Raw genomic sequence first — 24,535 nt, forward strand, 5'->3', positions numbered from 1 at the left:
GGTTTTTCTGAACAGATCGTGGCATCGTGCCGCCTGTTGGGGAAAAAGTTAAGGATTCTAGCGGCGCATATCGCTAAAGCCCTTGCTCGTGATCCCGACGATATGCCAGAGCGCTGCCGGATCGTCCGGGCGCGTTTGGCGGCGTTTGGTCATATTGGACGCCACAGATCGTATGACAGATAGCAGGAAATAGCGAATGTTGAGCTTCGTTCAATCGCTGACCAAACAACAAAAACGCATCATTATGCTGAGTTTTGACTCGGTGTTGCTCATCCTTGCGGTGGTCGCGGCTTTGGCACTGCGTGGGCTGCCCGCGGGATTTGCTGAATCGCTGTTCAGCTACCTGTCGATCTTGCCCTATCTACTGCTTGTCGGGGCGGGTGCGTCGATCTGGCTGGGTGTCTGCAGCATACAGTTGAACGCCTATGAGACCGCCGCCGTTGGTGCGACGGCGATATTAAGCGCGATTCTGGCGACCACGTCTTTTCTCACCTCATGGGTGCTGGGGCCGGACTACCCTTTTGGCTTGCACGTCATACTCGGCGCGTTTTTCTTTTCCTTCGTGGTCATTTCCCGCGCACTTTTGTTGCAAGTGGTGCTGATGATTTATCGCAAGGGGCCAACGCGGTGCCGGGTGTTGATCTACGGCGCAGGCACCACCGGGACGCAACTGGTGTCGGCCCTGCGCGGCCATGAACAAATTGAGCCGATCGCCTTTGTCGATGATAACGTGGCGCTTCAAGGGCTTAGGGTGGCAAAGCTGCCGGTATATTCGCCCATGCGCGTGGCGGAACTGGTGGCGGAAAAACAGATCGACCGGGTGTTGCTCGCGGTGCCATCGCTGAGTGTACCCAAACAGGCGCAGATTGCCCGGCGGTTGGAAAAGATGCGGCTGGAGGTGCAAACCCTGCCGTCTTTCGCGCAGTTGATTGGTGAGGAAGCGCTGGTAGATAAGCTGGCCCCGGTGGCCCCGCGACGGTTCCTCAACCGCGATGAGGTGACTCATGCGAATGACCACGGCGCGGCCTATAGTGGCAAAGTGGTCTTCGTCTCCGGCGCGGGCGGGTCGATCGGGTCTGAGATTTCTCGTCAGGTGCTAGAGCAGCGCCCGACGAAACTGGTGCTGTTCGAGCTGAGCGAACTCGCTCTTTACAACACAGACATGGAGATGCGGCAGTTGGCCGAAGGCTCCGGTATTGAGGTTGTCTCTGTCTTGGGGTCGGTAACCGACAGTCGGCAGTTGCGCAAAGTGCTGTCTCAACACAAGGTTAACGTGATCCTCCATGCGGCGGCCTATAAACACGTGCCATTGGTCGAGGCAAACCCGCTCTCGGGCTTGGTGAACAATGTCTTGGGCACCCAAGCGCTGGCCGAACAGGCCGCACGGGCGGGGGTGGAGCGCTTTATCCTCATCTCCACCGACAAGGCCGTGCGCCCGACCAATATCATGGGCGGTTCCAAGCGTCTGGCCGAGCTTGTCCTGCAAGATATGGCGCGTAAATACGGCGGGCCGGATGGGGTAATCTTTTCAATGGTGCGCTTTGGCAATGTTCTGGGGTCCTCCGGCTCTGTGGTGCCTTTGTTCCAAGAGCAACTTAGCCGCGGCGGCCCCTTGACCGTGACGGATCGTGGCGTTGCTCGATACTTCATGACCGTGGAGGAGGCCGTGCAACTGGTATTGCAAGCGGGGGCACAGGCCGATGGGGGCGAAGTCTTTGTGCTCGATATGGGCAAGCCAGTGCCCATTCTGAAGCTGGCCCGGCAGGTGATCGAAACGGCAGGCTATACCGTACGCGATGAGGACAACCCCGACGGTGATATTGAGATCGCGATCACGGGTCTGCGCCCGGGCGAGAAGATGACCGAGGAGCTAACCCTCAGCGGAACCTTGATCGGCACACGGCACCCCAAGATTTTCTCAACCCGAGAGGAAGGGTTGAACGAAGTGGAGATTGCCGTCGTCTTGCGCGATCTGCGCGAAGCGGTTGTGGCGAATGATGAAGAACTGGCCCGCGCTGTGGTCTATCGCTGGGTCGAAGGGTTTGAGGCCCCCGAAGCGATGCGCAAAAGCTCCTGAGGCGCGCCGTCTGTCGCGTTATTGCCGCGCTTATTGATACAGGTCGCGCGGGGCGGGTATGAAGATTGATTTCTACCCACGGTCCGTGCCAAATCGGTCGGGCAAACGCAGGCAAGGGGCGATAGGGCGCATGGGGACAGAACGAAAACTGCGGGACTGCGCTTGGTGGCCTGGCAAAGCGGCGCTCTGCGTTGCGGCGCTGGGGGCTGGCAGTGCAGATCAAGCAGCGGCTGAGACCGCCTATTCAATCTTCGACACGCCAGACCGGCCCTCGCTGAACTTCTATGGCGCACCGGGGTTGGTGGACATGCCCACCGCCGAAGCCATGCCGGATGGACAATTTGCCATCGGCGTTTCGCATTTTGGCGGCATGACCCGCACTACGCTGTCTTTTCAGGCCACCCCGCGCCTGTCGGCGAGCTTTCGCTATGTCGGGATTCAAGACTGGAACGCGAACGGTTTTGAAACCTACCGCGACCGCAGTTTCGATCTGCGCTACCTGCTGAAGAAAGAGGATGGCTTCTGGCCCGCCGTCACCGTCGGCTTACAGGATTTCGCAGGCACCGGGATTTATGCCGGAGAATATGTCGTCGCGACCAAGACCTTCGACAACAGCCCGCTGCCCGGCACGCTGAAGGTAACCGGCGGTCTCGGCTGGGGGCGGCTTGGCAGTTCGAATAGCATCGGCACGCCATTTGGCAGCGATCGTGGCAGCTTTACGGCCGGAGATACCGGGGGCGAGTTGTCTTTCGATCAATGGTTCCGCGGGCCTGTTGCACCCTTTGCCGGGGTTGAATGGCAGGTCAACGACCGCTGGGCGCTCAAGGCGGAATATAGCTCTGATGCCTATGTGGCCGAAGACAGCGGGCGCGATGTGTTTACCCGTAAATCGCAGGTCAACCTCGGGACGGAATATCAATACTCCCAAGGGCTTCGGCTGGGAGCCTATTATCTGTATGGCTCCGAAGTTGGGGTGAACTTCCAATACCAGTTCCACCCGCGTAACCCGGCAACGCCGCTGACGGTGACCCCAACCTTGCCGTTGAACGTACGCCCCAGCCGCGCGGCAGCCCCGCAAGCATGGGACACAGGCTGGGCGGCCAGCACGCAGAGTCAGATCAGCTACCGAGATGACTTGAAGTCAGTGTTGAGCGAAAGCGGTTTGGCCCTGGTCGCCTTGCAACTGTCACCGGCCAGCGGCGAGTTGCGGCTGCGCAATGACCGCTATCAAGCGCCTGCCGTGGCGGTGGGCCGTGCGGCGCGGGCGATGGCACAGGTTCTGCCTGCCTCGGTCGAGACTTTCCGCATCGTTCTGATGGAGGAAAATCTGGCGCAATCCGCGGTGACGGTCCGTCGCTCGGACTTGGAAGCGTTGGAGTTTGACCCGATGGCCGCAGATGCGCTGCTGGCCGTTAGCGGTATCGGCGAAGCTGCGCCGCGCCTGCCCGGTGCGATGACGAATGCCGATCTCTATCCGGATTTCGCTTGGGCCATCGGCCCCTATGTTTCGCCGAGCTATTTTGACCCGACAGAGCCTGTACGTCTCGATTTCGGCGTTGAAGTCGCAGCAAGCTACCGTCCCGCGCCGGGTTGGACCATCGCAGGGAGCCTGCAACATCGGCTTGGGGGCAATGTGGGCGACGACCCCCGGACCAGCAATTCCAGACTGCCCAAAGTTCGGACCAATGGCAGCCTTTATGCCAACCAAGGTGAAACCGCGTTAAACACCGCCTATGTCAGCAAACGGTGGAAGGCGGGTAATGACCTCTATGCGCGCGTGTCACTGGGCTATTTCGAACGGATGTTCGGCGGCGTGTCGGCAGAGCTTTTGTGGAAGCCGGTCACCAGCAACCTCGCCCTTGGGGTTGAGGCGAATTACGTCAAGCAGCGTGATTTTGACGGCGGGCTGGGGTTTCAGGATTACAGCGTGGCGACGGGCCATGTCTCGGCCTATTACGAGTTCGGCGGCGGCTATCACGGACAGTTGGATGTGGGCCGCTACCTCGCGGGGGATCTTGGAGCGACAGTCACCATCACGCGCGAGTTTGAGAATGGCTGGCGGGTTGGCGGATTCGCGACGCTTACCGATGTCTCTTCCGAAGAGTTTGGCGAAGGCTCCTTTGACAAGGGGATCAATCTGACGGTCCCGATAAACTGGTTCCTTGGCGAGCCGGACAAGCGCAGCGTGTCGGCCACCATACGTCCGATCCAGCGGGACGGTGGGGCGCGTCTGATGGCGCCGGGGCGTCTTTATGAAAGCGTGCGCAGCGGGCACCGCAATGCGCTGGAAGATCAATGGTCGAGGGTCTGGGAATGAAGCATCTTGCAACAGGGTTGCTCCTGATCGCCAGCCTTGGCCTGAGCGCCTGCGCCACTGGCGGGCGTGAGTCGCAGCAAAGCCCGCTCTTTAGCGCGGGGACCGCACTGGCCAATTCGATCCGCAGCCGCGCGGCCACTGACGGCGCGCCCAAGGGGCGCATCGAAGTGACGCGGGAGCTGCTCGACAAAACACCGGGGGCGGTGTTGCAGGTCGTGCCCGACAACACGGGCTTGCAGGATTTCTTGCAACTGGTTGGGCGGCGCAATGATCCAACCCCCGGCACGGTTGAGGTCTGGCAATCGTCAGACAACGCGCAGATCATTCTGCGCGAGGGCGTGTTGGTCGGCACCAAGGGTTTGACAGGCGATATGCGCTCGGCCCAAGCCGCCACGACCATTGCCGGTTTTGACGGGCAGGGCGGCGGCGGTGAGCGGCTTATCACGCTGGCGCGGCTGGATGGCACGGCACAGACAGTGCCGTTTTCCTGCGATGTGACGCAACTGGGCCGTGAAGTCATCCAAATCGTCGATCAGCGTGTCACGACGCATCATCTGCGCGAAGATTGCAGCTTTGGCGCTCAGCGTTTTACCAATGAGTATTGGGTCGAGGCCGTCAGTGGCAAGATGCGTCGTTCGCGCCAGTGGGCGGGTCCGTATTACGGCTATATGATGATTGATCGGCTTAAAGGCTGACCAAGTTCACGTGAAACAAATGCCGGAACGCAGGCGGTTGCGCCCTTGCGATCAGCGGGCGTGCGGGTCAGTTTGGCGGCATGGAAAAAACGCTTCTTTCGATTGGTCACGGCTATACAGCGCGGGCCTTGGCGGCGCGGCTGATCCCGCAGGGATGGCGCATCATCGGCACTACCCGAAGCCGCGATAAGCTGGACGAGATTGCCGCGACTGGGGTGGAGCCGTTGCTTTGGCCCAGTGCCGATTTAGGCGCGTTTTTGAAAGAGGTGCCAAATGTGCTGGTCTCGGCAGGGCCGGGGCCGGAGGGCGATCCGGTGCTGCTGGCCTTGGCCGATGATATTGCCAAGGCCGCGCCGGGGATGCGCTGGTTGGGGTATCTGTCGACCACTGGCGTTTACGGAGATCACGGCGGCGATTGGGTGGATGAAACCACGCCCCTGACCCCCTCGACCCGGCGCGGCGCGGCACGTGTTCAGGCCGAAGGTGCATGGGCGGCGATCCCCGATCTGCCGCTCCATATCTTTCGCCTTGCAGGCATCTACGGCCCCGGTCGCGGCCCTTTTGAAAAGGTCCGCAGTGGCAAGGCACGGCGGATCATCAAACCCGGTCAGGTGTTCTCGCGCATTCATGTGGCGGACATCGCGCAGGCGTTGGACCTGTCCCTTGCGCAGCCGCAGCCGGGGGCCATTTACAACCTTTGTGATGACGACCCGGCCCCGCCGCAGGATGTGATCGCCCATGCTGCTGATCTGCTGGACCTGCCGCTGCCGCCGAAGGTGGATTTCGCCGAGGCAGAGATGTCACCGATGGCCCGCAGCTTTTACGCCGAAAGCAAACGGGTGCGGAACGATCATATCAAGGCCGCGTTGGGCTGGCAGCCGATCTACCCCGATTATCGCTCCGGTCTGGCCGCTCTTCTGGCGTCCGACGGTTAGAGCCGAGGCCTGCCATGCGCCGCGATGAACATACATTGCACTTTCTGCTCGACAGTATGGACCGTGCGGCGCAGCGCGAGACGGTATCGATACAAGATATTCTGCATGAAATCGGTGACCGCTCTATCACGCCGCTCATTCTGATCGTGGCGCTGCTGCTGGTCTCTCCGCTGTCGGGGATTCCCGGCGTCTCTACCTTGGCGGCCCTGACCATCATCATTTTGGCGGTGCAAGCGGTGCGAGGGAAGCGCAGCCTGTGGCTGCCGGGTTTTCTCTTGCGGCGCGAGATCGCGGGCAAAAGTCTGAGCAGTTGCGTGGGCTACCTGCGCCGCCCCTGTGCCTTTGTGGATCGTCAGTGCCGCCCGAGGCTGCAATATCTGACGACCGGTCCAATGCGGTTTTTAACGCTGTTGATGGTCGCGGTGATCCCCATCGGCTGGCCCTTTATGGAGGTGCTGCCGATGATGTCTTCAATCGGCGCGCTGACCGTGGCGCTGCTGGTGTTTGGTCTGTTCACCCGCGACGGGCTGTTCGTGCTGCTGGGCTATCTTTGCGTGGCGGTCACGCTAGGGGCCGGGCTTTGGTTGCTGCTCAGCGCGACCTGACATTAGGCGCGCTGTGCGTCGAGATTCGATACGCCCAGCACATCAAGCACTTTGGCGGTGATCTGTTCGGCATTCATACCTGCCACCGCATACATATCCGCCGGGCTGGCCTGATCGATAAAGATATCCGGCAGTACCATGGAGCGGAACTTCAGCCCCTTATCAAAGACCGCCTCATCGGCCAAAAGCTGCGCCACATGGCTGCCGAAGCCGCCCACGGCGCCTTCTTCGATGGTGATCAGCGCTTCATGTTCTTCGGCCAGTTTCAAGATCATCTCGCGGTCCAGCGGCTTGGCGAAACGCGCGTCGGCGATGGTGGGGGTGATGCCCTTGGCGCTGAGCGCTTCGGCGGCTTTTTCGACCTCCTCTAGCCGGGTGCCAAAGGACAGCAGCGCGACTTTGCTGCCCTTCTTGATCATCCGGCCCTTGCCGATTTCCAGCGGGGTGCCGCGCTCTGGCATCTCGACCCCGCGCCCTTCGCCGCGCGGATAGCGGAAGGCGATGGGACCGTCGTCATGAGCGGCGGCGGTGGCGACCATATGGCGCAACTCGGCCTCATCGGCGGCGGCCATGACCACAAAGCCGGGGAGGTTGGCGAGGAAGGCCACATCGAAGGCGCCCGCGTGGGTTGGCCCGTCAGCGCCGACCAATCCGGCGCGATCAATGGCGAAACGCACCGGCAGGCGCTGGATTGCGACATCATGCACGACTTGGTCGTAGCCGCGCTGCAAGAAGGTCGAATACATCGCGCAGAAGGGTTTCATCCCCGCCGCCGCAAGCCCGGCGCAGAAGGTCACGCCATGTTGCTCGGCAATGCCGACGTCGAAACAGCGGCTGGGGTAGCGTTCGGCGAAAAGGTCTAGCCCGGTGCCATCGGGCATGGCAGCGGTCACGGCGCAGATTTTGTCGTCCTCGGCGGCCTCGGCCAGCAGGCTGTCAGCGAAGACGCGGGTGTAGCTCGGCGCGTTGGAAGGGGCTTTCTTTTGCTCGCCCGTCACCACGTTGAATTTGGCCGTGGCATGGCCGCGGTCACGCGCGGCTTCGGCGGGGCCATAGCCCTTGCCCTTTTGTGTCTGGATGTGGATCAGGATCGGCCCGGTGGCGCGTTGCTGGACGGTGCGCAAAACCGGCAGCAACTGGTCCATGTCATGCCCGTTGATCGGGCCGAGGTAGGAGAATCCAAGGTTCTCGAACAGTGTCCCGCCCACGGCCATGCCTTTGAGCATGTCCTTGGCGCGTTTCGCGCCCTCGCGGAACGGCTCCGGCAGCAGGCTCACTGCGCCCTTGGCGGCGGCTTTGAAATCTTGGAACGGCGCTTCGGCATAGAGGCGGCTGAGGTAGCTCGACATTGCGCCCACAGGCGGGGCGATGGACATTTCATTGTCGTTCAGGATGACGATCAGTCGCTTTTTCAGATCGCCCGCATTATTGAGCGCCTCATAGGCCATGCCCGCGCTCATCGCGCCATCCCCGATCACGGCAATCGCATCGCCCAAGCCTTCGGGGATCACACCGCCTAAGTCGCGGCCCACGGCAAAGCCAAGCGCGGCAGAGATCGAGGTCGAACTATGCGCTGCGCCAAACGGGTCATAGGGGGACTCGCTGCGTTTGGTGAAGCCCGAGAGCCCGTCCTTCATGCGCAGGCTGCGGATGCGGTCGCGGCGTTCGGTGAGGATTTTATGCGGGTAGCACTGGTGGCTAACGTCCCAGATGATCTTGTCGCGCGGGGTGTCAAAAACTGCGTGCAGCGCCACTGTCAGTTCCACCACACCAAGGCCCGCGCCCAGATGCCCGCCGGTTTCCGACACGGCTGAAATCGTTTCGGTCCGCAGCTCGCGGGCGACTTGGGTCAACTCAGCGTCGGACAGTCGTTTCAGGTCCGCCGGGCGGGTGATCTGATCGAGCAGGGGGGTAGCGGGTCTGTCACTCATCGGGGCCTCTCTGGTGCCGGTGCGGCGCATCTGCTGCGCGACTAGCTGTCGCGGGCAATAACGAAGGCCGCAGCCGCTCGCAAGCTCTGCGCCTCTTGTCCATAATCAGATAGGGCGTCACAGGCCATGTCCACCAATTCGGCGGCGCGGGTCTTTGCGCCGTCGAGGCCGAGGTGCGACACGAAGGTCGCTTTGCCCGCCGCGTCGTCTTTGCCCACGGCCTTGCCGACGGTTTCGGCGTCGCCTTCGACGTCGAGAATGTCATCCGCGATTTGAAAGGCCAGTCCAAGGTGTTTGGCATATTTGCCGAGCGCGGTGGCATCGGCCCCGGCCATGCGCGGCCCGGCCATCGCGGACCATTCGATCAAGGCGCCGGTCTTGCCTGCTTGCAGGGCTGTGATCTCGTCTAGCGAAAGCGGGGATGCGGCGCTCTCCGCCGCGATGTCGCGGGCTTGACCGCCAACCATTCCGCCCACGCCGGCGGCCTGCGCAAGGCTGGTCATCAGGTGCAGCCTCGCTTCGGCAGTGCAAGGCAGATGCCCGATCAATTCGAACGCCAAGGTCTGAAGCGCGTCGCCTGCCAGCACGGCGGTGGCCTCATCCCATTTGCGGTGCACGGTAGGCTGACCCCGGCGCAGGTCGTCGTCGTCCATACAGGGGAGGTCATCATGCACCAGCGAATAGGCGTGCAACGCCTCAATGGCGCCCGCTGCCGGGGCGGCCATGCCGGGGGCGATGCCGTGCAGACGGGCGGATTCGATCACCAGAAACCCGCGCAGCCCCTTGCCGCCGGTGCAGGCGTAGCGCATCGCCTCGGCCACCGCGCCTTTGTGCGGCGCAAGGGCTGCTTCGATCTGGGCCTGTGCGAGGTCGCGGGCATGGGCGAGCGCGTCGCGCAGCGAAGGGGCGGATTGAAAAGACATCCGGGCTGTCAAAGCCCTTCGACGGGTTTCAGCCCATTGGGATTGCCGTCGCCATCCAGCGTGATCGCCGCGACCTTTTCCTCGGCCTCTTTCAGCTTGGCTTCGCAGCGTGCCTTAAGCTTGGCGCCACGCTCATAGAGCGCGATGCTTTCGTCCAGCGCCACGTCACCCCGCTCCAGCTGGCCAAGCACCTTTTCCAGTTCCGCCATCGCGGTTTCAAAGTTCATCTCTTCGACAGGTGTGTCAGACATTGCGCGCCTCTTGTTTCAGAATTTCGCGGGACAATAGAACGGGTGGCGGCGCATTGCCAGCGGGCTGGGGTGATGAATTGCACAGGCGAAAGGATCAATCCGGTGCCAGCATATAGCCCGCGCCGCGCACGGTTTGCAGATATTGCGGCTGCTTCGGGTCGCTTTCAATCTTGCGCCGCAGCCGGGTGATTTGGACATCTACCGCGCGTTCCTGCGCTTGGCCGCGGTCGCGGCCCAATTCCTCGACCAGTTTGGCGCGGCTGAGGGCTATGCCGGGCTGGGCCGAGAAAATTTTCATCAGATGCACTTCGGTCGCGGTGAGGCGGATTAGTTCGTCGCCCTGCCAAAGCTCGCCACGTTCCATGTCGTAGCGGATTGTGCCAAAGGACAGCACCTTTGGCGCGGCGTCGGCGGCAGAGGTGTCGGGCATACGGCGCAGGATCGCGTTGATCCGCAGCAGCAGTTCTTTCGGCTCGAACGGTTTGGGCAGGTAATCATCCGCCCCGGCCTCCAGCCCTTCGATGCGGTTGTCGGTCTCGCCCTTGGCGGTGAGCAGCAGGATCGGGGTTTGCAGGCTCTCGCGCAGGGCGCGGGTCAGGGCCATTCCGTCTTCGCCGGGCATCATCACGTCGAGCACGATGAGGTCAAACTCCAGCCCTGCCAAGACGCGCCGCGCATGGGCCGCGTCGCGGGCGGTGGTGACCAGAAACCCATGCCGCATCAGGAACTTTTTGAGCAGGCTGCGGATGCGCTCGTCATCATCGACAACAAGCAAATGGGCGTCCACCTCATTCATGGGGCGCTGTCGCGCAGTCGGTCAAAGCTTTCGCGCATTTCGGGGTCCATCATCGCCTCCAATACCGTCCTGAAACCGGCCACGGCCTCTGGCCCGGCGGTGCGAAAGGCCATTCGCATACGTGCGCGCTGTGCGTCTGACAGCTTCTGCTCCAGCGCCCGGCCTTCGTCGGTCAGGAACAGATGCCGCTCGCGCTTGTCGTTGCGGCCAACCCTGCTTTGTACCAGACCATCGGCGATGAGCGTGCGCAAGACACGGTTGAGCGATTGTTTCGTGACGCCAAGGATGTTGAGCAGATTATTGACCGTCGTACCGGGCGCACGGTTGATAAAGTGGATCGCCCGGTGGTGTGCGCGTCCGTAAGCCATATCGGCCAGAATGCGGTCTGGATCGGCGGTAAAGCCGCGATAGGCAAAGAACATCGCCTCAATCGCTTGGCGCAGGTGCTCGTCAGTCAGGAACAGCAGGCTTTCGCCGCTCGGGGGCGCCATCATTCGGCCATCCGCCATATCATGCCTCATTCTCTGCCACGGCCCCATGCGCCGCTTTACGGCAGTTTAAGTCAGCGTTGTTGACATTCCAAGAGTGAAAGGCTATCGAATCGTGAGTTTTGCGCAACTAAATGTCTGGTTCTGCTGGCTCTGGCGCAATTTATGCAAAGATTACGGGTCAATTTGGAGGGTAAAACCATGACAGGTGGATATGACAACCGAGATGGGCACATCTGGATGGATGGTGGCATGGTCGATTGGCGCGAGGCCAATGTCCATATTCTGACCCATGCGCTGCATTACGCCTCTTCGGTGTTTGAGGGTGAGCGGGCCTATAACGGCAAGATTTTCAAGAGCCGCGAACATTCGGAACGCCTAAAGCGTTCGGCTGAGATGATCGACTTTGAGATTCCCTACACCATTGACCAAATCGAAGCCGCCAAGGCCGAAGTCCTCGCCGCCTCTGGTTTGAAGGACGCCTATGTGCGTGCGCTGGCTTGGCGTGGTGTGGGCGAAGACATGGGCGTTGCCTCCTCTCGCAACCCGGTGCGGCTGGCGATTGCCGCATGGGAATGGGGTGCCTACTACGGCGACGCCAAAATGAAGGGCGCGAAGCTCGACATTTCCAAGTGGAAGCGCCCCAGCCCCGAGACGATCCCCAGCCATGCGAAGGCCGCTGGCCTTTATATGATCTGCACCATGGCCAAACACGCGGCTGAGGCGAAGGGCTGTTCCGACGCGATGATGTATGACTATCGCGGCTATGTGGCTGAGGCGACGGGGGCCAATATCTTTTTCGTCAAGGATGGCGAAGTGCACACGCCGACGCCCGATTGCTTCCTCAACGGCATCACCCGTCAGACCGTGATCGAGATGCTCAAGCAAAAGGGCATCACCGTGCATGAGCGCCACATCATGCCCGAAGAGTTGGAAGGGTTTGAGCAGTGCTGGCTCACCGGCACCGCCGCCGAAGTGACCCCGGTGGGCCAGATCGGCGACTGGAATTTCGAAGTCGGCGCGCTGACGCGTGAGATCGCCACCGACTATGAAAAGCTGGTGCGCTCCTAAGCGTTCCCGCTGAACTTTTGCAAAGTCACGCCGCCGTCCTGCAAACCCTTGCGGACGGCGGTTGCGATTTGAACGGCCTCTGCCGTGTCGCCGTGCAGGCAGATCGTGTCGATCCGCGTTGGGATATGTTTGCCGCTCTCGGTGATGATCGCGCCGGCCTTGACCATCTCCACCATCCGGGCGGCGGCGTGATCAGCGTCATGGATCACCGCACCCGGTTTGCTGCGGTCCACCAATGTGGCGTCGTCATTATAGGCGCGGTCGGCAAAGATTTCCCCGGCCCATTTGCAGCCCAGTGATTTGACCGCCCGCTCCTGCGCGGTGGCGGCGAGCACCATCACAATAAGATCAGGGGCAACGCTCAGCGCCGCCTCATAGAGGTCGCGGGCCAAAGTTTCGTCCTCTGACGCCATATTCGACAGCGCCCCATGCAGCTTCAGATGCCGCACCTCGGCCCCGACGCTGCGGGCCATGCCGACGCTCGCCGCGACCTGATAGCGGATCTGATTTTGCAACGTGGCACGCGGCACGGACATGCGATTGCGGCCAAACCCGGCCAGATCCATAAATCCCGGATGCGCACCGATGCCGACGCCGTTTTCCTGCGCCATGCGCATGGTCTTGGCCATGACGTCAGGATCGCCCGCATGGCCGCCGCAGGCAATATTGGCTGAGGTCAGAATTTTCAGCAGCGCGGCGTCATCGCCCATCGTCCAAGGGCCAAAGCTTTCGCCCATATCGGCGTTGAGATCGACGGTGGTCATGTCTTGTCCTTCTCGAATGGATCGGCGGTGGCCGAAACCACGCCGGAGATCAGTTGATAGGCGAGCAAATCGCGGATGCGGGCGGGGTCGCGCAGCAGAGGTTGGCGGCGTTTAAGCAGCGTCGCGAGGGTCTCGCGGTGGCGGGTCTCGGCAGCGAGGGCTTCGTCAAGGTCGACGAACTCAAACCGCAACGCCGCTCCCGGCTGGGCCTGGGCCACGATCGGCAGGTCGCAGGGGATCACGGTGCCGATGCGAGGGTAGCCGCCGGTGGTCTGACATTCGCACATCAGCACAAAGGGCGCACCGTCGCCGGTGATCTGGATGTCGCCGGGGGTGATGACCTCAGAGACGATGGTCAACTGTCCGCCGGTGGCAAAGCCGTCGCCGTCATGGTCCATCCGTGCGCCCATACGGTTGGCGCGGGGATCGCGGCGGAACGTGGTTTCAGTGAAGCGGGCGCGTGTTGCGTCGTCAAAGGCATCGGTTTGCATGGAGGCGACAATACGCACCCGTTCCGCGCCAAAGCGCGTATCGCGGGGCAGGGTTTGACTGGTCTCGCCGCCCGTATCCGCCCCGATGGGCAGGCTGTCGCCGCTTTGCAGCAGGCGGCCAATGCCTGCGGCACGGTGGCTGGAGCGGGAGGCCATCACAGGTTCAACATCAAAACCGCCGCCCACATGCAGATAGCCATAGGCCCCGTCGCGCGCGCCGCCGATGGTCAGCGTGGCCCCCGCTGGCAGCAGGTGGCTGGCGTTCCATGCGAGCGGTTCGCCGTCGATATTCACCTGCATCTGCGCACCTGTAAGGGCGATGCGGGTGTCGGCATCTGCGCGAAATTGTCCGCCGCTTCCCGCCATTTCCAAAGCCGCGCTGTTCGGGTCTTGGCCAAGCAAAGCGGCCCCTTCGTGCAGGGCGGTCGGGTCGGCCGCGCCGCCGTGGGTCAGGCCCAATGCGCGGTATCCTGGGCGGCCAAGGTCTTGGATGGTCATGGCAGGACCAGCTTGGAGGATGGTCAGAGCCGTCATGCCAGTGCCTCCCGCTCGGCACCGCCGGTGGGGTCATTGGCGATGCGGTCGAATTCTTGCCGGGTGATCGAGGGGAAGATCAGCTCATCGCCGGGCGACAGCGGAAAGGGCATCTCACTGCCGGGACGAAAGGTGCGAAAGGCCGTCTGGCCGATATGCCGCCAGCCGGTGGGGGACGCATTGGTGAAAATGATCAACTGCCGGATCGCCACCACCAATGCGCCGGGGGGGACGGATTTCGTTAACCCTTGCTGGCGGGGTATGTCCCAATGCGGGGCCAGTTCGCCCATATAGGGTTGGCCGGGGGCAAAGCCGATGGTCAGGACACGCACGCGCGATTGCGACAACTCGGCAATGGCCGTGTCTGGATCAACGCCCGCCGCCTCTGCTGCCTCTTCCAATTGGGGGGCGAGGTCGGTGCCATAGACCGTTGGCACATGCCACAGGCTGCGCCCGGCGGGCAGGGGTTCGGCAAACCAGTCGCGGGTTTCAAGCAGTCCGCGCAGGCGGTCGGTCATCGTGGTGATCGCCTCTTGGCTGACTTCGAATTGCACAAAGGTCGACACCAGCGAGGTACTGGTCTCGGTCACCTCCGGCCAGTCCTGCGCTTCGACTGCCGCGCGAAAGGCCAAGGCGGCGCGATTTGCGGGTTCTGACATCTTCTGGGCAAAGGTGATCAAAAGGCCAGAGAGACCGACGCTGCGAATGCGGGGCCAGTCAGTCATTGCGGAGCATCCTTTCGTAGAGGCGCGGCAAAAGCACCGGGGTTAGATACATCGGCAGTTGCCAGCAGCCGATAAAGATCATCAACGGGGCAAGCGTCTCTGACGGGAGAGCGACAAGAAACAACGCGATATTGCGGTTGCCTGCGCCAATCGCCAGCGGTCCGGCCACTGAATGTAGCGGACCCCGACGCAGCACCAGCAAAGCCGCCGCTTGCAACAGGTAGCTCAGCGCAAAGGCCAGCGCGGTCCAGCCTGCTACGGCGGCAGGATCGCTGCGCAGAGCGGGGTTGAGCGCGGCCATCAGTCCTACGACGATGATGGAAAACGCCAGCACTGACGCCCCGTCCAGCGCTTCGATTTGGCGCGGTGTTGGGCGCGGCAGTAGAACGTGGCGTAGGGTGAAGCCAAGCCCGGTGGCTGCGACAATCACCGCCAAAAGCCTCAGAGCGGGGGCCACCACATCCGAGGCCGGACCAAGCTGCGGCAGTAGGGCCAGCACTGGCAAGACCGTCAGCGGGAAGGCCGCCGTGCCAAGCACCATCAGTTGCATCATCCGCCCCGCATCGAGTCGCAGCAGCAGCGCAAGGTTGACGCTGCCCGTAAGTGCGGGCGCCGCCGAGGCAAGTGTCACCGCCAGCGCGGCGGGGGTCTGTCCCAGCCCGGCGAGCGCAAAGCCCCCCAGCAGCAACAGTGGCAGCACCGTTTGCAAAGCCAGCACCGACGCCAGCCCCCACCGTAGATCGCGCGCGGCCCCGGTGGCGGCACGATGGCCGATCCTGAGCGCCGTGAGCGTCAAGAGGATCGCGACCATTTCCGGCAACCATTCTGCCAAGGACGCCGCAAGACCGGGCAGGCCCAGCCCTGCCAACAGCCCCAGGATCAGGCAAGCGCGCGCATGGCGCGACGCCAACCTCAAGATATACCGCATCTTGAATCACCCCGTAGCCGGACCGCTGCGCAGATTGTCGGGCAGCCATGTGGCGACTTCGGGGAACCAGATCAGGACAAAGACCATAAAGACCATGATTGCGAACATCGGCAGCGCGGCCTTGGTGATATAGCCCATCTCGTGGTTGGTCATGCCTTGCAGCACAAAGAGGTTGAACCCAATGGGGGGTGTGATCTGCGCCATCTCCACGACCACGACGACAAAGATTCCGAACCAGATCAGATCAATGCCCGCGCCACGCACCATCGGCTCGACCACCGCCATGGTGAGAACGACCGAGGAGATGCCGTCAAGGAACATGCCCAGCACGATGTAAAAGACCAGAAGCGCCATCAACAGTTCAAACCGCGACAGCTCCATCGCCGCGATCCCGTCGGCCAGTGCGCGGGGCAGACCGGTAAAGCCCATCGAGAGTTTCAGGAACGCCGCACCTGCAAGTATCAGCGCGATCATGGCAGAGGTGCGCATCGCGCCCATCAGGCTCTCGCGAAAACTATGCCAGTTCAGCGAGCCTTGGAACAGTGCCAGCTTCAGCGAGCCGATAACGCCGATCGCGGCGGCCTCGGTCGCGGTGGCAAAGCCCAGATACATTGAGCCGATCACCACCGAGATCAGCGCAAAGACTGGCAGCAGAAAGCGCGAGTTGCGCAGCTTTTCGGCGAAACTCATGTTGGTCTCAACGTCGGGGTTCCAGTCCTTGGACATGAGGCTGGTTACCGCAACATAGCCCATGAACATCAGCGCCAGCAGCAGGCCCGGCATAACACCGGCAAAGAACAGTTTGGTGATGCTTTCATTCACCGTCACGCCGTAAACGATCAGCGCCAGCGAAGGCGGGATCATCAGCCCCAGTGTCGCGGCTCCGGCTAAGGTGCCGATAATCATCTTTTCAGGGTAATTGCGCGCCCGAAGCTCGGGGATCGACATTTTGCCCACGGTTGTCAGCGTCGCGGCGGAGGAACCGGAGACGGCGGCAAAGACCGTACAACCGACGATATTGGTATGCACCAACCCGCCGGGCAGTTTGGCCAGCCAAGGCGACAACCCGCGGAACATATCCTGCGAAAGCCGCGTACGGTAAAGGATTTCGCCCATCCAGACAAAGAGCGGCAGGGCGGTAAGCGTCCAACTGGACGAACTCGCCCAGATCGTGGTGATCATGGTGTCGCCCACGGGCCGCGTGGTGAAAAGCTCCATCCCGACCCAAGCGACGCCCATCAGCGCGAGCCCGACCCAAACACCGGTGCCAAGCAGGAAAAACAGGACGATCAGAAACAGGGTAATCGCATAAATCTCGGTCATGGCGTCATTCCCCGAAGCTTTGATCGACAAGATCACGGGTGACGCGGTGGTCGCCCTTAAAGATGAGATGCAAAAGGTTGTCCGTCAGCGCGATGGCCAGAATGCCGCCGCCGATCACCATGACGGATTGCGGTATCCACAAGGCCGTGGCGTCTTGGTCTTGGCTCACCTCGTTAAACTTCCACGACCAATAGACAAACCAATAGGCATAGTAGGTAAAGTACCACGCGACCGCCGCCGCCACGGCGAAACACCAGATGTCGAGCAGGCGGCGTCCTTTGTTGCTCAAGGCGTTCACAAGGATTGACACGCGAATGTGCGAGCCGCGGTTCAGGGCATTGGCAAAGGCAAGGAAGCTGGCCCCAGCCATGGCATAGCCGGCATAGCTGGCTGCACCCGGAAAGACATTGCCGCTCCAACGGGCGACCATCTGCGCGACGATCAAGGTGAGAATGGCCACAAGGCAAAGCGCCGCCAGCGCCCCCGCCCCGGTGTAAAGCCCATCTAATAGTCTGCGCACTGTCTTCATCCGACCCTCCCTAGATCATGCCCCGCCACGAATGCGGCGGCCCAAAGAGCCGCCGCCGGTTTTGCGATTATTCTGCCGACTTGTAGCTGTCGATAATCGCCTGACCGTCTTCGCCTGCGGATTCGAGCCATTCTTGGGTCATGGTCTCACCCACTTCGCGCAGGCCGGACATCAGCTCTTCGCTCGCAGGCTCAACCTTCATGCCGCCTTCGCGCAGCCCGTCATAGGTGAACTGGGTGTAGTCCTTGGAAGCTTGCAGGCCACGCTCTTCGGCCTCAGCCGCACAGCTGGTGATTGCCTCTTTGTTGGCGTCAGAGACATCGGCCCAAACATCGGCGTTGATCATCACGTAGTTGCGCGGCAGCCATGCGTCGACTTCGTAGAAATGCGTGAGGCTTTCCCAGACCTTCTGGTCATAGCCGGTGGCACCTGAGGAGATCATCGACTCGGCCACGCCGGTGGCAAAGGCTTGGCTGACTTCGGCTGCTTCAATCGTGACGGGCGACATGCCGGTCAGTTCGGCCAGACGCGCGGTGGTGTTGTTGTAGGAGCGGAACTTGACGCCCTTCATGTCCTCCACCGAGTCGACTTCTTTCTTGAAGTAGAGCCCTTGGGGCGGCCATGGCACGTTATAAAGCAGGACGAGGTTCTGCTCTTCGAGCACGGATTCAACCTTGGGCTTGGCGGCTTCCCACAGTTTCGCGCTGTCTTCAAAGGAGGGCGCGAGGAAGGGGATGGAATCAAAGCCAAAGATCGCGTTTTCGTTCTGGTGGCCCGAAAGCAGACGCTCGCCCAGTTGCACCTGACCGGTCTGGATCGCGCGTTTGATGTCCGCACCCGCGAACAGTGCGCCGCCCGGATGCACGGTGATCTCAATCTCGCCGCCGGTCTTCTCGCTCACACATTCAGCGAATTGCACGCCGTTTTCAGAATGGAAGTTCGAGGCCGAATAGGCCATCGGCATGTCCCATTTCTCCGCCGCGAAGGCAGGCATGGCCGCGCCCAAGGTCAGAGCTGTGGTGGCCGCGCCGGCCATCAATCTTGCTGTCAGTGTCATTTGGTTTCTCCCTAGTTTTTTCATGGTCGCGTCCGGCATTAGCTGCCGAAACGCTGGGGGTGATACGGGGCAAGATCCGTGTTTGACGGCTGTCCCGTGATCAATCCGGCGATCAGTCGGCCCGTTTTCGGCCCGCCCGTCAACCCGATGTGGTGATGCCCGAAGGCCGTATAGACCCGGCTTGTCCCGATCTGCCCGATAAGAGGCAGAGAGTCGCTGGGGGCGGGACGGTGGCCCAGCCATTCGATTTCTTGCGTGGCGGTGAGATGGGGGAAGGCCGCTTTGGCCTGACGCCGCAGCAGCGCGAGCGGTGCTTTTGAGGCACCTGCCTTTAACCCGCCAAACTCCACGATCCCGGCGCAGCGCAGCCCTTCGGCCATCGGTGTCGCAACGAATTTCCCCGCAGCCATCATGGTCGGGCGGGATGGGCCGCCTTGGGCGTCTTTGTAAACGATGTGATAGCCGCGCTCAGATTCCAGCGGGACGTTGACGCCCAGCTTGCGCATTAGCGGTTTTGACCAGACCCCGGTGGCGAGCAGCACGTCGTCACAAGGCAGGGGGCCGTCGCTGGTCAGGACTGCTGTGACCTTTTCGTCAACAACCTCAATATCCTGAACCTCTGCCTGTCGGATGCTGCCGCCCATTCCCTTAAACGCCTTGGCCAGCGCGCGGACGTAGCCGCCGGGGTCAGCGATGAAGCCATGGTCAGCCAGCCGGGCAAGGCAGGTGATCTCAGGGCCAAAGGCGGGGTCGAATTCCTGCACCGCGCCGCCTTCGATAAGCTCCGGCACGAAGCCCGCATCGCGGCGCAACGCCCAAGTGTAGCGCTCGGCCTCAAAGGCCGCGCGGTTGGTATAGGCAAAGCAATAGTCACTGCCGCGGACCCAATCCTCTAGCCCCAGATCAGCGCAGAGGGCTTTGTGCTGGGCCACACTGTCGCTGACAATAGGCGCCAGCCCACGCGAGATGCGGCGGGTGTCGCTGTCATTGGCATGGCCCATGTAGCGGCGCAGCCAAGGCAGCAGACGCGGGACATAGGGCCAACGGAGGAACAGCGGAAATTCTGGATCACGCAGCATGCCGGGGGCTTTGCGCAGCAGACCCGGCCCGGTGACTGGGGCCACCCCACTGGCTGCCAAGACACCGCCGTTGCCATGGGAGGTGCCGCGCCCCGGCTCAGCGCGGTCCAGCAGGGTCACCCGCGCGCCGGCACGGCGCAGCCAGATCGCGGCGGAGACGCCGACGATGCCCGCGCCGATCACGATGACATGCTGGGTCATTTTTGCAGCCCTTCGATTTTACGTCGCACCATCTCACGCTCCCTTTCCGGCATCTTTACACAAAAAACCATCACGTCAACAAAATGCTGATAAAATGCCATCGTTCTGGTTTGGCTTGTTTCGCGTCGCCCGCAAAGGCACCCTACGCCCAAACGGAGGGCATATGACAAACGAGACAGGCGCGCGGCTGGGGATACTCATGCTCGATACGCGGTTCCCTCGCATTCTGGGTGACGTGGGCAATGCGGGCAGTTGGTCCTTTCCGGTGCGCTATGCCGTGGTGCCGGGGGCGACACCTGACGCCATTGTTTGTGATGAGATCGAGCCCTTTGTGCAGGCGTTCATCACAGCAGGGCGGGAATTGGTTGCAGAGGGCTGCACTGGCATTGCCACCACTTGCGGGTTCTTGGCGTTGATCCGACCCCGTTTGGCCGAGGCACTGGACGTGCCGGTTGCCGCCTCTGCGTTAGAGCAAGCGGGGCAGATTGCGGCCTGTCTGCCGCCGGGCCAGAGGGTGGGGATTTTGACGATCTCTGCCAGCACGCTCTCGCCCGCCCATCTGCGCGCGGCAGGGGTGCCTGACGGTAGCCCGGTCATGGGGATGGAAGCCAGCAGTTTCGCCCGGACGATCCTTGGCAATCATGCGGACCTCGATGTGCCGCGGGCGCGGGTGGATATGGTGCAGGCGGCACAGCGGTTGGTGGAGACCCATGCGGATGTCGGCGCGATCCTGTTGGAATGCACGAATATGGTGCCATATGCCGCCGACATCGCGGCGGCGGCCGGGCGGCCTGTGTATTCGATTCACAGCTATCTAAACTGGTTTCACGCAGGATTGCTGCCGCCCCGTTTCGCCTAAAGTGGTGCGCGCAGCCAGCCATCGGCAAAACACAGGCGGCTTACTCCGGCCAGCGGGAGGAGGCGTTGCAACTCTGCCTCAAACGCGGCCTGCCGTCCTTTACCCCAGCGGATGCCCCGCTCGGGCCATAGGGCGGTGATGCGCAACTCATCTATGTCACGATGCGCTTTCATATCGACCCTTCCCACCAGCCTGTCGCTCTGGAGCAGCGGAAAGACATAGTAGCCGTATGTGCGCTGCGCCTCTGGCACAAAGACCTCGATCCGGTAGTCAAAGCCGAAAAGCCGTGCTGCGCGTTTGCGGTCGCGCAGGGCTGGGTCGAAGGGGCTGAGCACCCGCAGACGTTTGGGTGGATCGCGGGTGAGGACAGGGTCATCGGCCCAGCCGGGGCGGATAAAGGCGGGGCGCAGGCTGCCGTCGGCGGCCTCCACGTCGATCTCTTCCAGCCGCCCTGCGCTTTGCTCTGCCGCGCACCAGCTCCGCGCCTCAGTAGGAGAGATATGCGCCCAGAAAGCCGCCAACTCGCCCGCCGTGGCAAAGCCCAAACGCGCCAGCGCTTGGTCGCAGCACCAGTTGATTGTCTGTTCGGTATCGGGGGCATGCGTCGGATCACGCAGCGCGGCAGGCACGACCCGTTCGGTCAGATCATAACGCTTGCGAAACCCTTCGCGCCCGGCCACCGCCAAGGCCCCACTGCGCCAAAGATACTCCAGCGCGGTTTTCGACGGATGCCATTGCCACCAGCCCCCGGAGCTGCGCGGCTCATCCCGGCCCACGTCCGATGAAGTGACGCTGCCCTCCGCGCGGACCTGCGCCAGCACGCTCTGCAACTGCGCTTCGAAATCATGGCGCTGCCAATCCTTCCAGCGGCCCAGCAGCTTCGCCGCATCGCGCTCACGGCGCAGATGCCAATAAGGGTAAAATTCCATCGGGATGACGGCGGCGTCATGGGTCCAATGCTCAAACAGCGCATGGTCTTTTTCGTAAAGCCGCTTGAGCGCGTCGGGACGATAGCGCGGACGCCGGGCGAAAAGGATTAGGTCATGCGCCCGCGCCACCGTGTTGATGCTGTCGAGCTGCACAAAGCCCAGATCCCGGATCAGCTTGAGCAGCGCGGCGCCCTTGGCCGGGCCCTGTGGCGGGTCGGACAACAGGTGACGCACCAGAAACAACCGCCGCGCGGCGGCGTTGCCGAGGCGCGCGCGGCTCACCCCCGGCGGCGGCGCAGAGTATCGCCGAGCGACAGGGTCGGGGTCAGCGTGATCTGGGTCTGCATATCGGAGTCCGGCTCGGGCTGGGTCTGGTTAAGGATAATCCGCGCCGCCGCTTGCCCGATCTCGTTCCGGCAGGCGTCCATCGTTGCCAACTGGCGTGGCAGACCTTGCAGCAGTTCGACGTTGTTAAACCCGGCGAGGCCGATCTGACCGGGAATATCGATGCCTTGGTCCAGCAAATGCAGCAACCCGCCCGCGCCGATCATGTCATTCGAGTAGTAGAGGAAATCGAGATCCGGCGAACGTTCCAGCATTTCCTGCGTCATCTCGCGCCCCTTGGCCAGCGCGGAGCCGCCGGAGTAGAAGGCACGATCCTCAATCTCGACCCCTGCTTTGGCGAGCCCTTCGGTAAAGCCTTCGAAGCGTTTGCGTGCGCGGTGGTCCAGCGGCATTTTCGTGCCCATGAAGCCGATCCGCTCATAGCCTTCGCGCAGGATCGCCTGCGCCATCTCGCGCCCGGCACGGCGGTGTGAAATACCCACCATCGCGTCGACGGGCTTGCCGTCGGTGTCCATGATCTCCACCACCGGAATGCCCGCATTGCGCAGCATGGCGCGGGTGGCCTCCGAATGCTCCAACCCGGCGATGATCACGCCGGAAGGTCGCCATGAGAGCATCTCGTAGAGCACACGCTCTTCTTTCTCGGGCAGATAGTCCGTCACCCCCACGACCGGCTGGAGCGGCGTATCCTCAAGCACTTGGTTCACGCCGTTGAGCACCTCGGGGAAAACCATGTTGCCAAGCGAGGGGATAATGACCGCCACAAGGTTCACCCGCTGGCTGGCCAAAGAGCCGGCGATCTGGTTCGGCACATAGCCAAGTGACTTGGCCGCCGCGAGCACCCGGTCGCGGGTGGCGTCAGAGACATCGCCCCGTTTGCGCAGGACGCGGCTGACCGTCATCTCGGAAACGCCACAAGCATCAGATACATCGCGCAGGGTCAGCGGGCGTTTGGGAGGGGTGCTCAATTTGGTTTTCCTGTTTGTCTTTTCACCAGTTTGCGCGAAGCGCGGCGCACGATCAAGCGCTGCCGCCAGCCTGCCGCTCCACTGCGCCAATCGGTTGCCATTCTGCCGATGACATCACCCCCCGTTTGCGCTAAACGGCCCCTGTCGGCCCCGTGGCTCAACTGGATAGAGCAGCCCCCTCCTAAGGGGCAGGTTGCAGGTTCGAATCCTGCCGGGGTCGCCAAGAGTAATATGATTATTACAGCGCTCTACGGACCTCTTGGCAGTTACGCCCTTTCGGCGCACATGGGTCAAGCGGACATTCTGGGGGATGATGGAGGGATCGCACCTAAGCGGGGTTCGAAGAGTTGTGAGTGTGCCGCGTACCGTAAGACGATAGAGATGAAAGCGCTGGCGCGACGAATAAGGCTCTTGGCTACAAGCATGAATTTTGGAGTGCCACGCAACACTGCTATTAGGCCATTCGATCGGAGGCGTTATGAAAGTTGAAATGCAAGACGGGCAACCGGTCATTGACGCAGGCGATCTTGGCCCGTTGTTGGGGTTAGAGCCTGCGGTGGTCCAAGAGAAGATGCGTCGCGGTGAGATTACCAGCCGCTATGAAACCGGGACTGACGAAGATGCCGGACGTTTTCGGCTTACGTTCTTTTACGCTGGAGCACGACTGCGGCTGACCTGTGCGGAGGACGGGACGGTGATCCATCGCAGCAAAACGACAGTTGCAGAGAAGTGAGGGGGTGGAAGCCTCGACACTGCTGATACGACCGCGACGAAGGCATTTTTTGCGGACTTTGCGCTCGGACAAGTTTGACTGCGATGACCGATGGTACGGGGGCTGACGAGGTTGGCACAAAGGGTGCATCATGGATGGTAAGCGGCTGCGAGGGCTGCTGATCGGGTTCAGGCAGTTTTCAAACACTATGACGCTGACAGGGGTGTCGCGGGAGACACTGTCGGGGATTTTGAGGATGCTTGGCTTGGCCGGGGTTTCGCTTACCTACAGCGCGTTTCCGCATCCGCAAACGGAGGGGCCATGATGAGTTGGCTTGGGTTTTTTCTGATCTTTGCGCTTTTCTTTGCGACCCATTCTATCCCCGTTCGTCCGGGGGTGAAATCGCGGATCGTCCATCACATTGGCGCAAGCGGCTTTGTCATCGGCTATTCGATCCTGTCGACCGCGATGCTCGTCCTGCTGATCTGGAGCGCGGGGAAAGCGCCATATGTGCAGCTTTGGCCGCAGATGGTGTGGCAGCGGCATCTGGTGCATTTGGGGATGCTGGGGGTCTGTCTCATCCTTGCCTTCGCGATTGGGCGGCCCAATCCGTTTTCCTTTGGCGGGGCGCGTAATGGCGAATTCGATCCGCAGCGTCCGGGGATTGTCGGGTTCACTCGGCATCCATTGCTTGTCGCTTTGGCGCTATGGGCAGGGCTGCATCTGTTGCCGAATGGAGATTTGGCGCATGTGATTTTGTTCGCCGTTTTGGGCGGGTTTGCGGTTGCGGGCAGGGCATTAATTGATCGGCGCAAAAAGCGCGAGATGGGGGAGCCTGCGTGGGAGGACCTCCGCCGCAAGACAGCGCAAGCGCCGCGTATTTCTCGGCCCGCGTCGGCCAAAGGTGCTGCGATACGGTTTGCCCTTGGGATCGGCGCTTTCGCTACGCTGCTGTGGCTGCACCCGCTGGTGATCGGCGTGTCTGCGCTTTGAGCGGGGGCG

General features: G+C 61.9%; 24 protein-coding genes and 1 tRNA gene. 10 read left to right on the forward strand and 15 right to left on the reverse strand.

The genetic code is table 11. The features are described 5' to 3' along the window. Window positions 1-196: 196 nt before the first annotated feature. The 5 genes from HTT03_RS17490 to HTT03_RS17510 all read left to right on the forward strand — a co-directional run bounded on the left by HTT03_RS17490 (window position 197) and on the right by HTT03_RS17510 (window position 6,629). Window positions 197-2,077, forward strand: a complete 1,881-nt coding sequence (locus HTT03_RS17490; RefSeq protein WP_174861061.1) for a polysaccharide biosynthesis protein — start codon at window positions 197-199, stop codon at window positions 2,075-2,077. 130 nt (window positions 2,078-2,207) lie between these two features. After that, complete coding sequence (locus HTT03_RS17495) at window positions 2,208-4,394, forward strand: YjbH domain-containing protein (protein ID WP_174861062.1); 2,187 nt, start codon at window positions 2,208-2,210, stop codon at window positions 4,392-4,394. Next, the gene (locus HTT03_RS17500; RefSeq protein ID WP_174861063.1) at window positions 4,391-5,089 is read left to right on the forward strand and encodes a YjbF family lipoprotein; all 699 of its coding nucleotides are present in this window, start codon (window positions 4,391-4,393) and stop codon (window positions 5,087-5,089) included. Before HTT03_RS17495 ends, HTT03_RS17500 begins: the two co-directional genes overlap by 4 nt. Window positions 5,090-5,169: 80 nt before the next feature. Continuing rightward, a complete protein-coding gene (locus HTT03_RS17505; RefSeq protein WP_174861064.1) occupies window positions 5,170-6,024 on the forward strand; it encodes an SDR family oxidoreductase in 855 nt (284 codons plus the stop codon). A 14-nt stretch (window positions 6,025-6,038) separates the two neighbouring features. Continuing rightward, window positions 6,039-6,629: an exopolysaccharide biosynthesis protein gene (locus tag HTT03_RS17510; protein WP_174861065.1), complete on the forward strand. Its 591-nt coding sequence runs from the start codon at window positions 6,039-6,041 to the stop codon at window positions 6,627-6,629. 2 nt (window positions 6,630-6,631) lie between these two features. Here the strand turns inward: HTT03_RS17510 and dxs are convergent, their stop codons facing one another. From dxs to HTT03_RS17535, 5 genes are all read right to left on the reverse strand, one after another. After that, window positions 6,632-8,560, reverse strand: a complete 1,929-nt coding sequence (gene dxs, locus HTT03_RS17515; RefSeq protein WP_174861066.1) for a 1-deoxy-D-xylulose-5-phosphate synthase — start codon at window positions 8,558-8,560, stop codon at window positions 6,632-6,634. A 41-nt stretch (window positions 8,561-8,601) separates the two neighbouring features. Beyond that, window positions 8,602-9,483, reverse strand: a complete 882-nt coding sequence (locus HTT03_RS17520) for a polyprenyl synthetase family protein (protein WP_174861067.1) — start codon at window positions 9,481-9,483, stop codon at window positions 8,602-8,604. Between the two features lie 8 nt (window positions 9,484-9,491). Further along, window positions 9,492-9,734 carry an exodeoxyribonuclease VII small subunit gene (locus tag HTT03_RS17525; RefSeq protein ID WP_174861068.1) on the reverse strand — a complete coding sequence of 81 codons (243 nt, stop codon included), beginning with the start codon at window positions 9,732-9,734 and terminating at the stop codon, window positions 9,492-9,494. A gap of 94 nt (window positions 9,735-9,828) precedes the next feature. Continuing rightward, window positions 9,829-10,530, reverse strand: coding sequence for a response regulator (locus tag HTT03_RS17530; RefSeq protein WP_174861069.1), 702 nt, complete (start codon window positions 10,528-10,530; stop codon window positions 9,829-9,831). Beyond that, a complete protein-coding gene (locus HTT03_RS17535) occupies window positions 10,527-11,039 on the reverse strand; it encodes a MarR family winged helix-turn-helix transcriptional regulator (protein WP_174861070.1) in 513 nt (170 codons plus the stop codon). Before HTT03_RS17535 ends, HTT03_RS17530 begins: the two co-directional genes overlap by 4 nt. 180 nt (window positions 11,040-11,219) lie before the next feature. Here HTT03_RS17535 and HTT03_RS17540 point away from each other — a divergent pair, with 180 nt between their 5' ends. Continuing rightward, a complete protein-coding gene (locus HTT03_RS17540) occupies window positions 11,220-12,089 on the forward strand; it encodes a branched-chain amino acid aminotransferase (RefSeq protein ID WP_174861071.1) in 870 nt (289 codons plus the stop codon). Here the strand turns inward: HTT03_RS17540 and HTT03_RS17545 are convergent. The 8 genes from HTT03_RS17545 to HTT03_RS17580 all read right to left on the reverse strand — a co-directional run bounded on the left by HTT03_RS17545 (window position 12,086) and on the right by HTT03_RS17580 (window position 19,720). Continuing rightward, complete coding sequence (locus HTT03_RS17545) at window positions 12,086-12,853, reverse strand: LamB/YcsF family protein (protein ID WP_174861072.1); 768 nt, start codon at window positions 12,851-12,853, stop codon at window positions 12,086-12,088. The genes HTT03_RS17540 and HTT03_RS17545 overlap by 4 nt on opposite strands. After that, the gene (locus HTT03_RS17550; RefSeq protein WP_174861073.1) at window positions 12,850-13,878 is read right to left on the reverse strand and encodes a 5-oxoprolinase subunit C family protein; all 1,029 of its coding nucleotides are present in this window, start codon (window positions 13,876-13,878) and stop codon (window positions 12,850-12,852) included. Before HTT03_RS17550 ends, HTT03_RS17545 begins: the two co-directional genes overlap by 4 nt. Continuing rightward, window positions 13,875-14,603: a 5-oxoprolinase subunit B family protein gene (locus HTT03_RS17555; protein WP_174861074.1), complete on the reverse strand. Its 729-nt coding sequence runs from the start codon at window positions 14,601-14,603 to the stop codon at window positions 13,875-13,877. The genes HTT03_RS17550 and HTT03_RS17555 overlap by 4 nt, the downstream gene beginning before the upstream one ends. Beyond that, entirely contained in the window at window positions 14,596-15,531 is a 936-nt protein-coding gene (locus tag HTT03_RS17560; RefSeq protein WP_174861075.1) for a hypothetical protein, read from the reverse strand. The genes HTT03_RS17555 and HTT03_RS17560 overlap by 8 nt, the downstream gene beginning before the upstream one ends. A gap of 6 nt (window positions 15,532-15,537) precedes the next feature. After that, a complete protein-coding gene (locus HTT03_RS17565; RefSeq protein ID WP_174861076.1) occupies window positions 15,538-16,854 on the reverse strand; it encodes a TRAP transporter large permease in 1,317 nt (438 codons plus the stop codon). A gap of 4 nt (window positions 16,855-16,858) precedes the next feature. After that, the gene (locus HTT03_RS17570) at window positions 16,859-17,383 is read right to left on the reverse strand and encodes a TRAP transporter small permease (protein WP_174861077.1); all 525 of its coding nucleotides are present in this window, start codon (window positions 17,381-17,383) and stop codon (window positions 16,859-16,861) included. A gap of 67 nt (window positions 17,384-17,450) precedes the next feature. Then, window positions 17,451-18,440: a TRAP transporter substrate-binding protein gene (locus tag HTT03_RS17575; RefSeq protein WP_174861078.1), complete on the reverse strand. Its 990-nt coding sequence runs from the start codon at window positions 18,438-18,440 to the stop codon at window positions 17,451-17,453. Between the two features lie 38 nt (window positions 18,441-18,478). Further along, entirely contained in the window at window positions 18,479-19,720 is a 1,242-nt protein-coding gene (locus tag HTT03_RS17580) for an NAD(P)/FAD-dependent oxidoreductase (RefSeq protein ID WP_174861079.1), read from the reverse strand. 163 nt (window positions 19,721-19,883) lie between these two features. Between HTT03_RS17580 and HTT03_RS17585 the strand changes: the two genes are divergently transcribed. Then, complete coding sequence (locus tag HTT03_RS17585) at window positions 19,884-20,579, forward strand: aspartate/glutamate racemase family protein (protein ID WP_174861080.1); 696 nt, start codon at window positions 19,884-19,886, stop codon at window positions 20,577-20,579. Here HTT03_RS17585 and HTT03_RS17590 read toward each other — a convergent pair. Together HTT03_RS17590 and HTT03_RS17595 are read right to left on the reverse strand one after the other, a co-directional pair. Then, complete coding sequence (locus HTT03_RS17590; RefSeq protein WP_174861081.1) at window positions 20,576-21,790, reverse strand: DNA glycosylase AlkZ-like family protein; 1,215 nt, start codon at window positions 21,788-21,790, stop codon at window positions 20,576-20,578. The two genes, HTT03_RS17585 and HTT03_RS17590, sit on opposite strands and share 4 nt — an antisense overlap. Further along, window positions 21,787-22,821 carry a LacI family DNA-binding transcriptional regulator gene (locus HTT03_RS17595; RefSeq protein WP_174861082.1) on the reverse strand — a complete coding sequence of 345 codons (1,035 nt, stop codon included), beginning with the start codon at window positions 22,819-22,821 and terminating at the stop codon, window positions 21,787-21,789. The genes HTT03_RS17590 and HTT03_RS17595 overlap by 4 nt, the downstream gene beginning before the upstream one ends. 146 nt (window positions 22,822-22,967) lie before the next feature. Between HTT03_RS17595 and HTT03_RS17600 the strand changes: the two genes are divergently transcribed. The 3 genes from HTT03_RS17600 (at window position 22,968) to HTT03_RS17610 (ending at window position 24,526) form a co-directional block, all read left to right on the forward strand. Continuing rightward, a tRNA-Arg gene (locus HTT03_RS17600) sits at window positions 22,968-23,044 on the forward strand. 255 nt (window positions 23,045-23,299) lie between these two features. Then, window positions 23,300-23,554, forward strand: coding sequence for a DUF6522 family protein (locus HTT03_RS17605; RefSeq protein WP_174861083.1), 255 nt, complete (start codon window positions 23,300-23,302; stop codon window positions 23,552-23,554). A 300-nt stretch (window positions 23,555-23,854) separates the two neighbouring features. Then, on the forward strand, window positions 23,855-24,526 hold the full coding sequence (locus HTT03_RS17610) for an NnrU family protein (protein ID WP_174861084.1): 672 nt from the start codon (window positions 23,855-23,857) through the stop codon (window positions 24,524-24,526). Window positions 24,527-24,535 lie beyond the last annotated feature (9 nt).

It is taken from the genome of Sulfitobacter maritimus (assembly GCF_013346665.1).
GTDB classification, from domain to species: Bacteria; Pseudomonadota; Alphaproteobacteria; order Rhodobacterales; family Rhodobacteraceae; genus Sulfitobacter; species Sulfitobacter maritimus.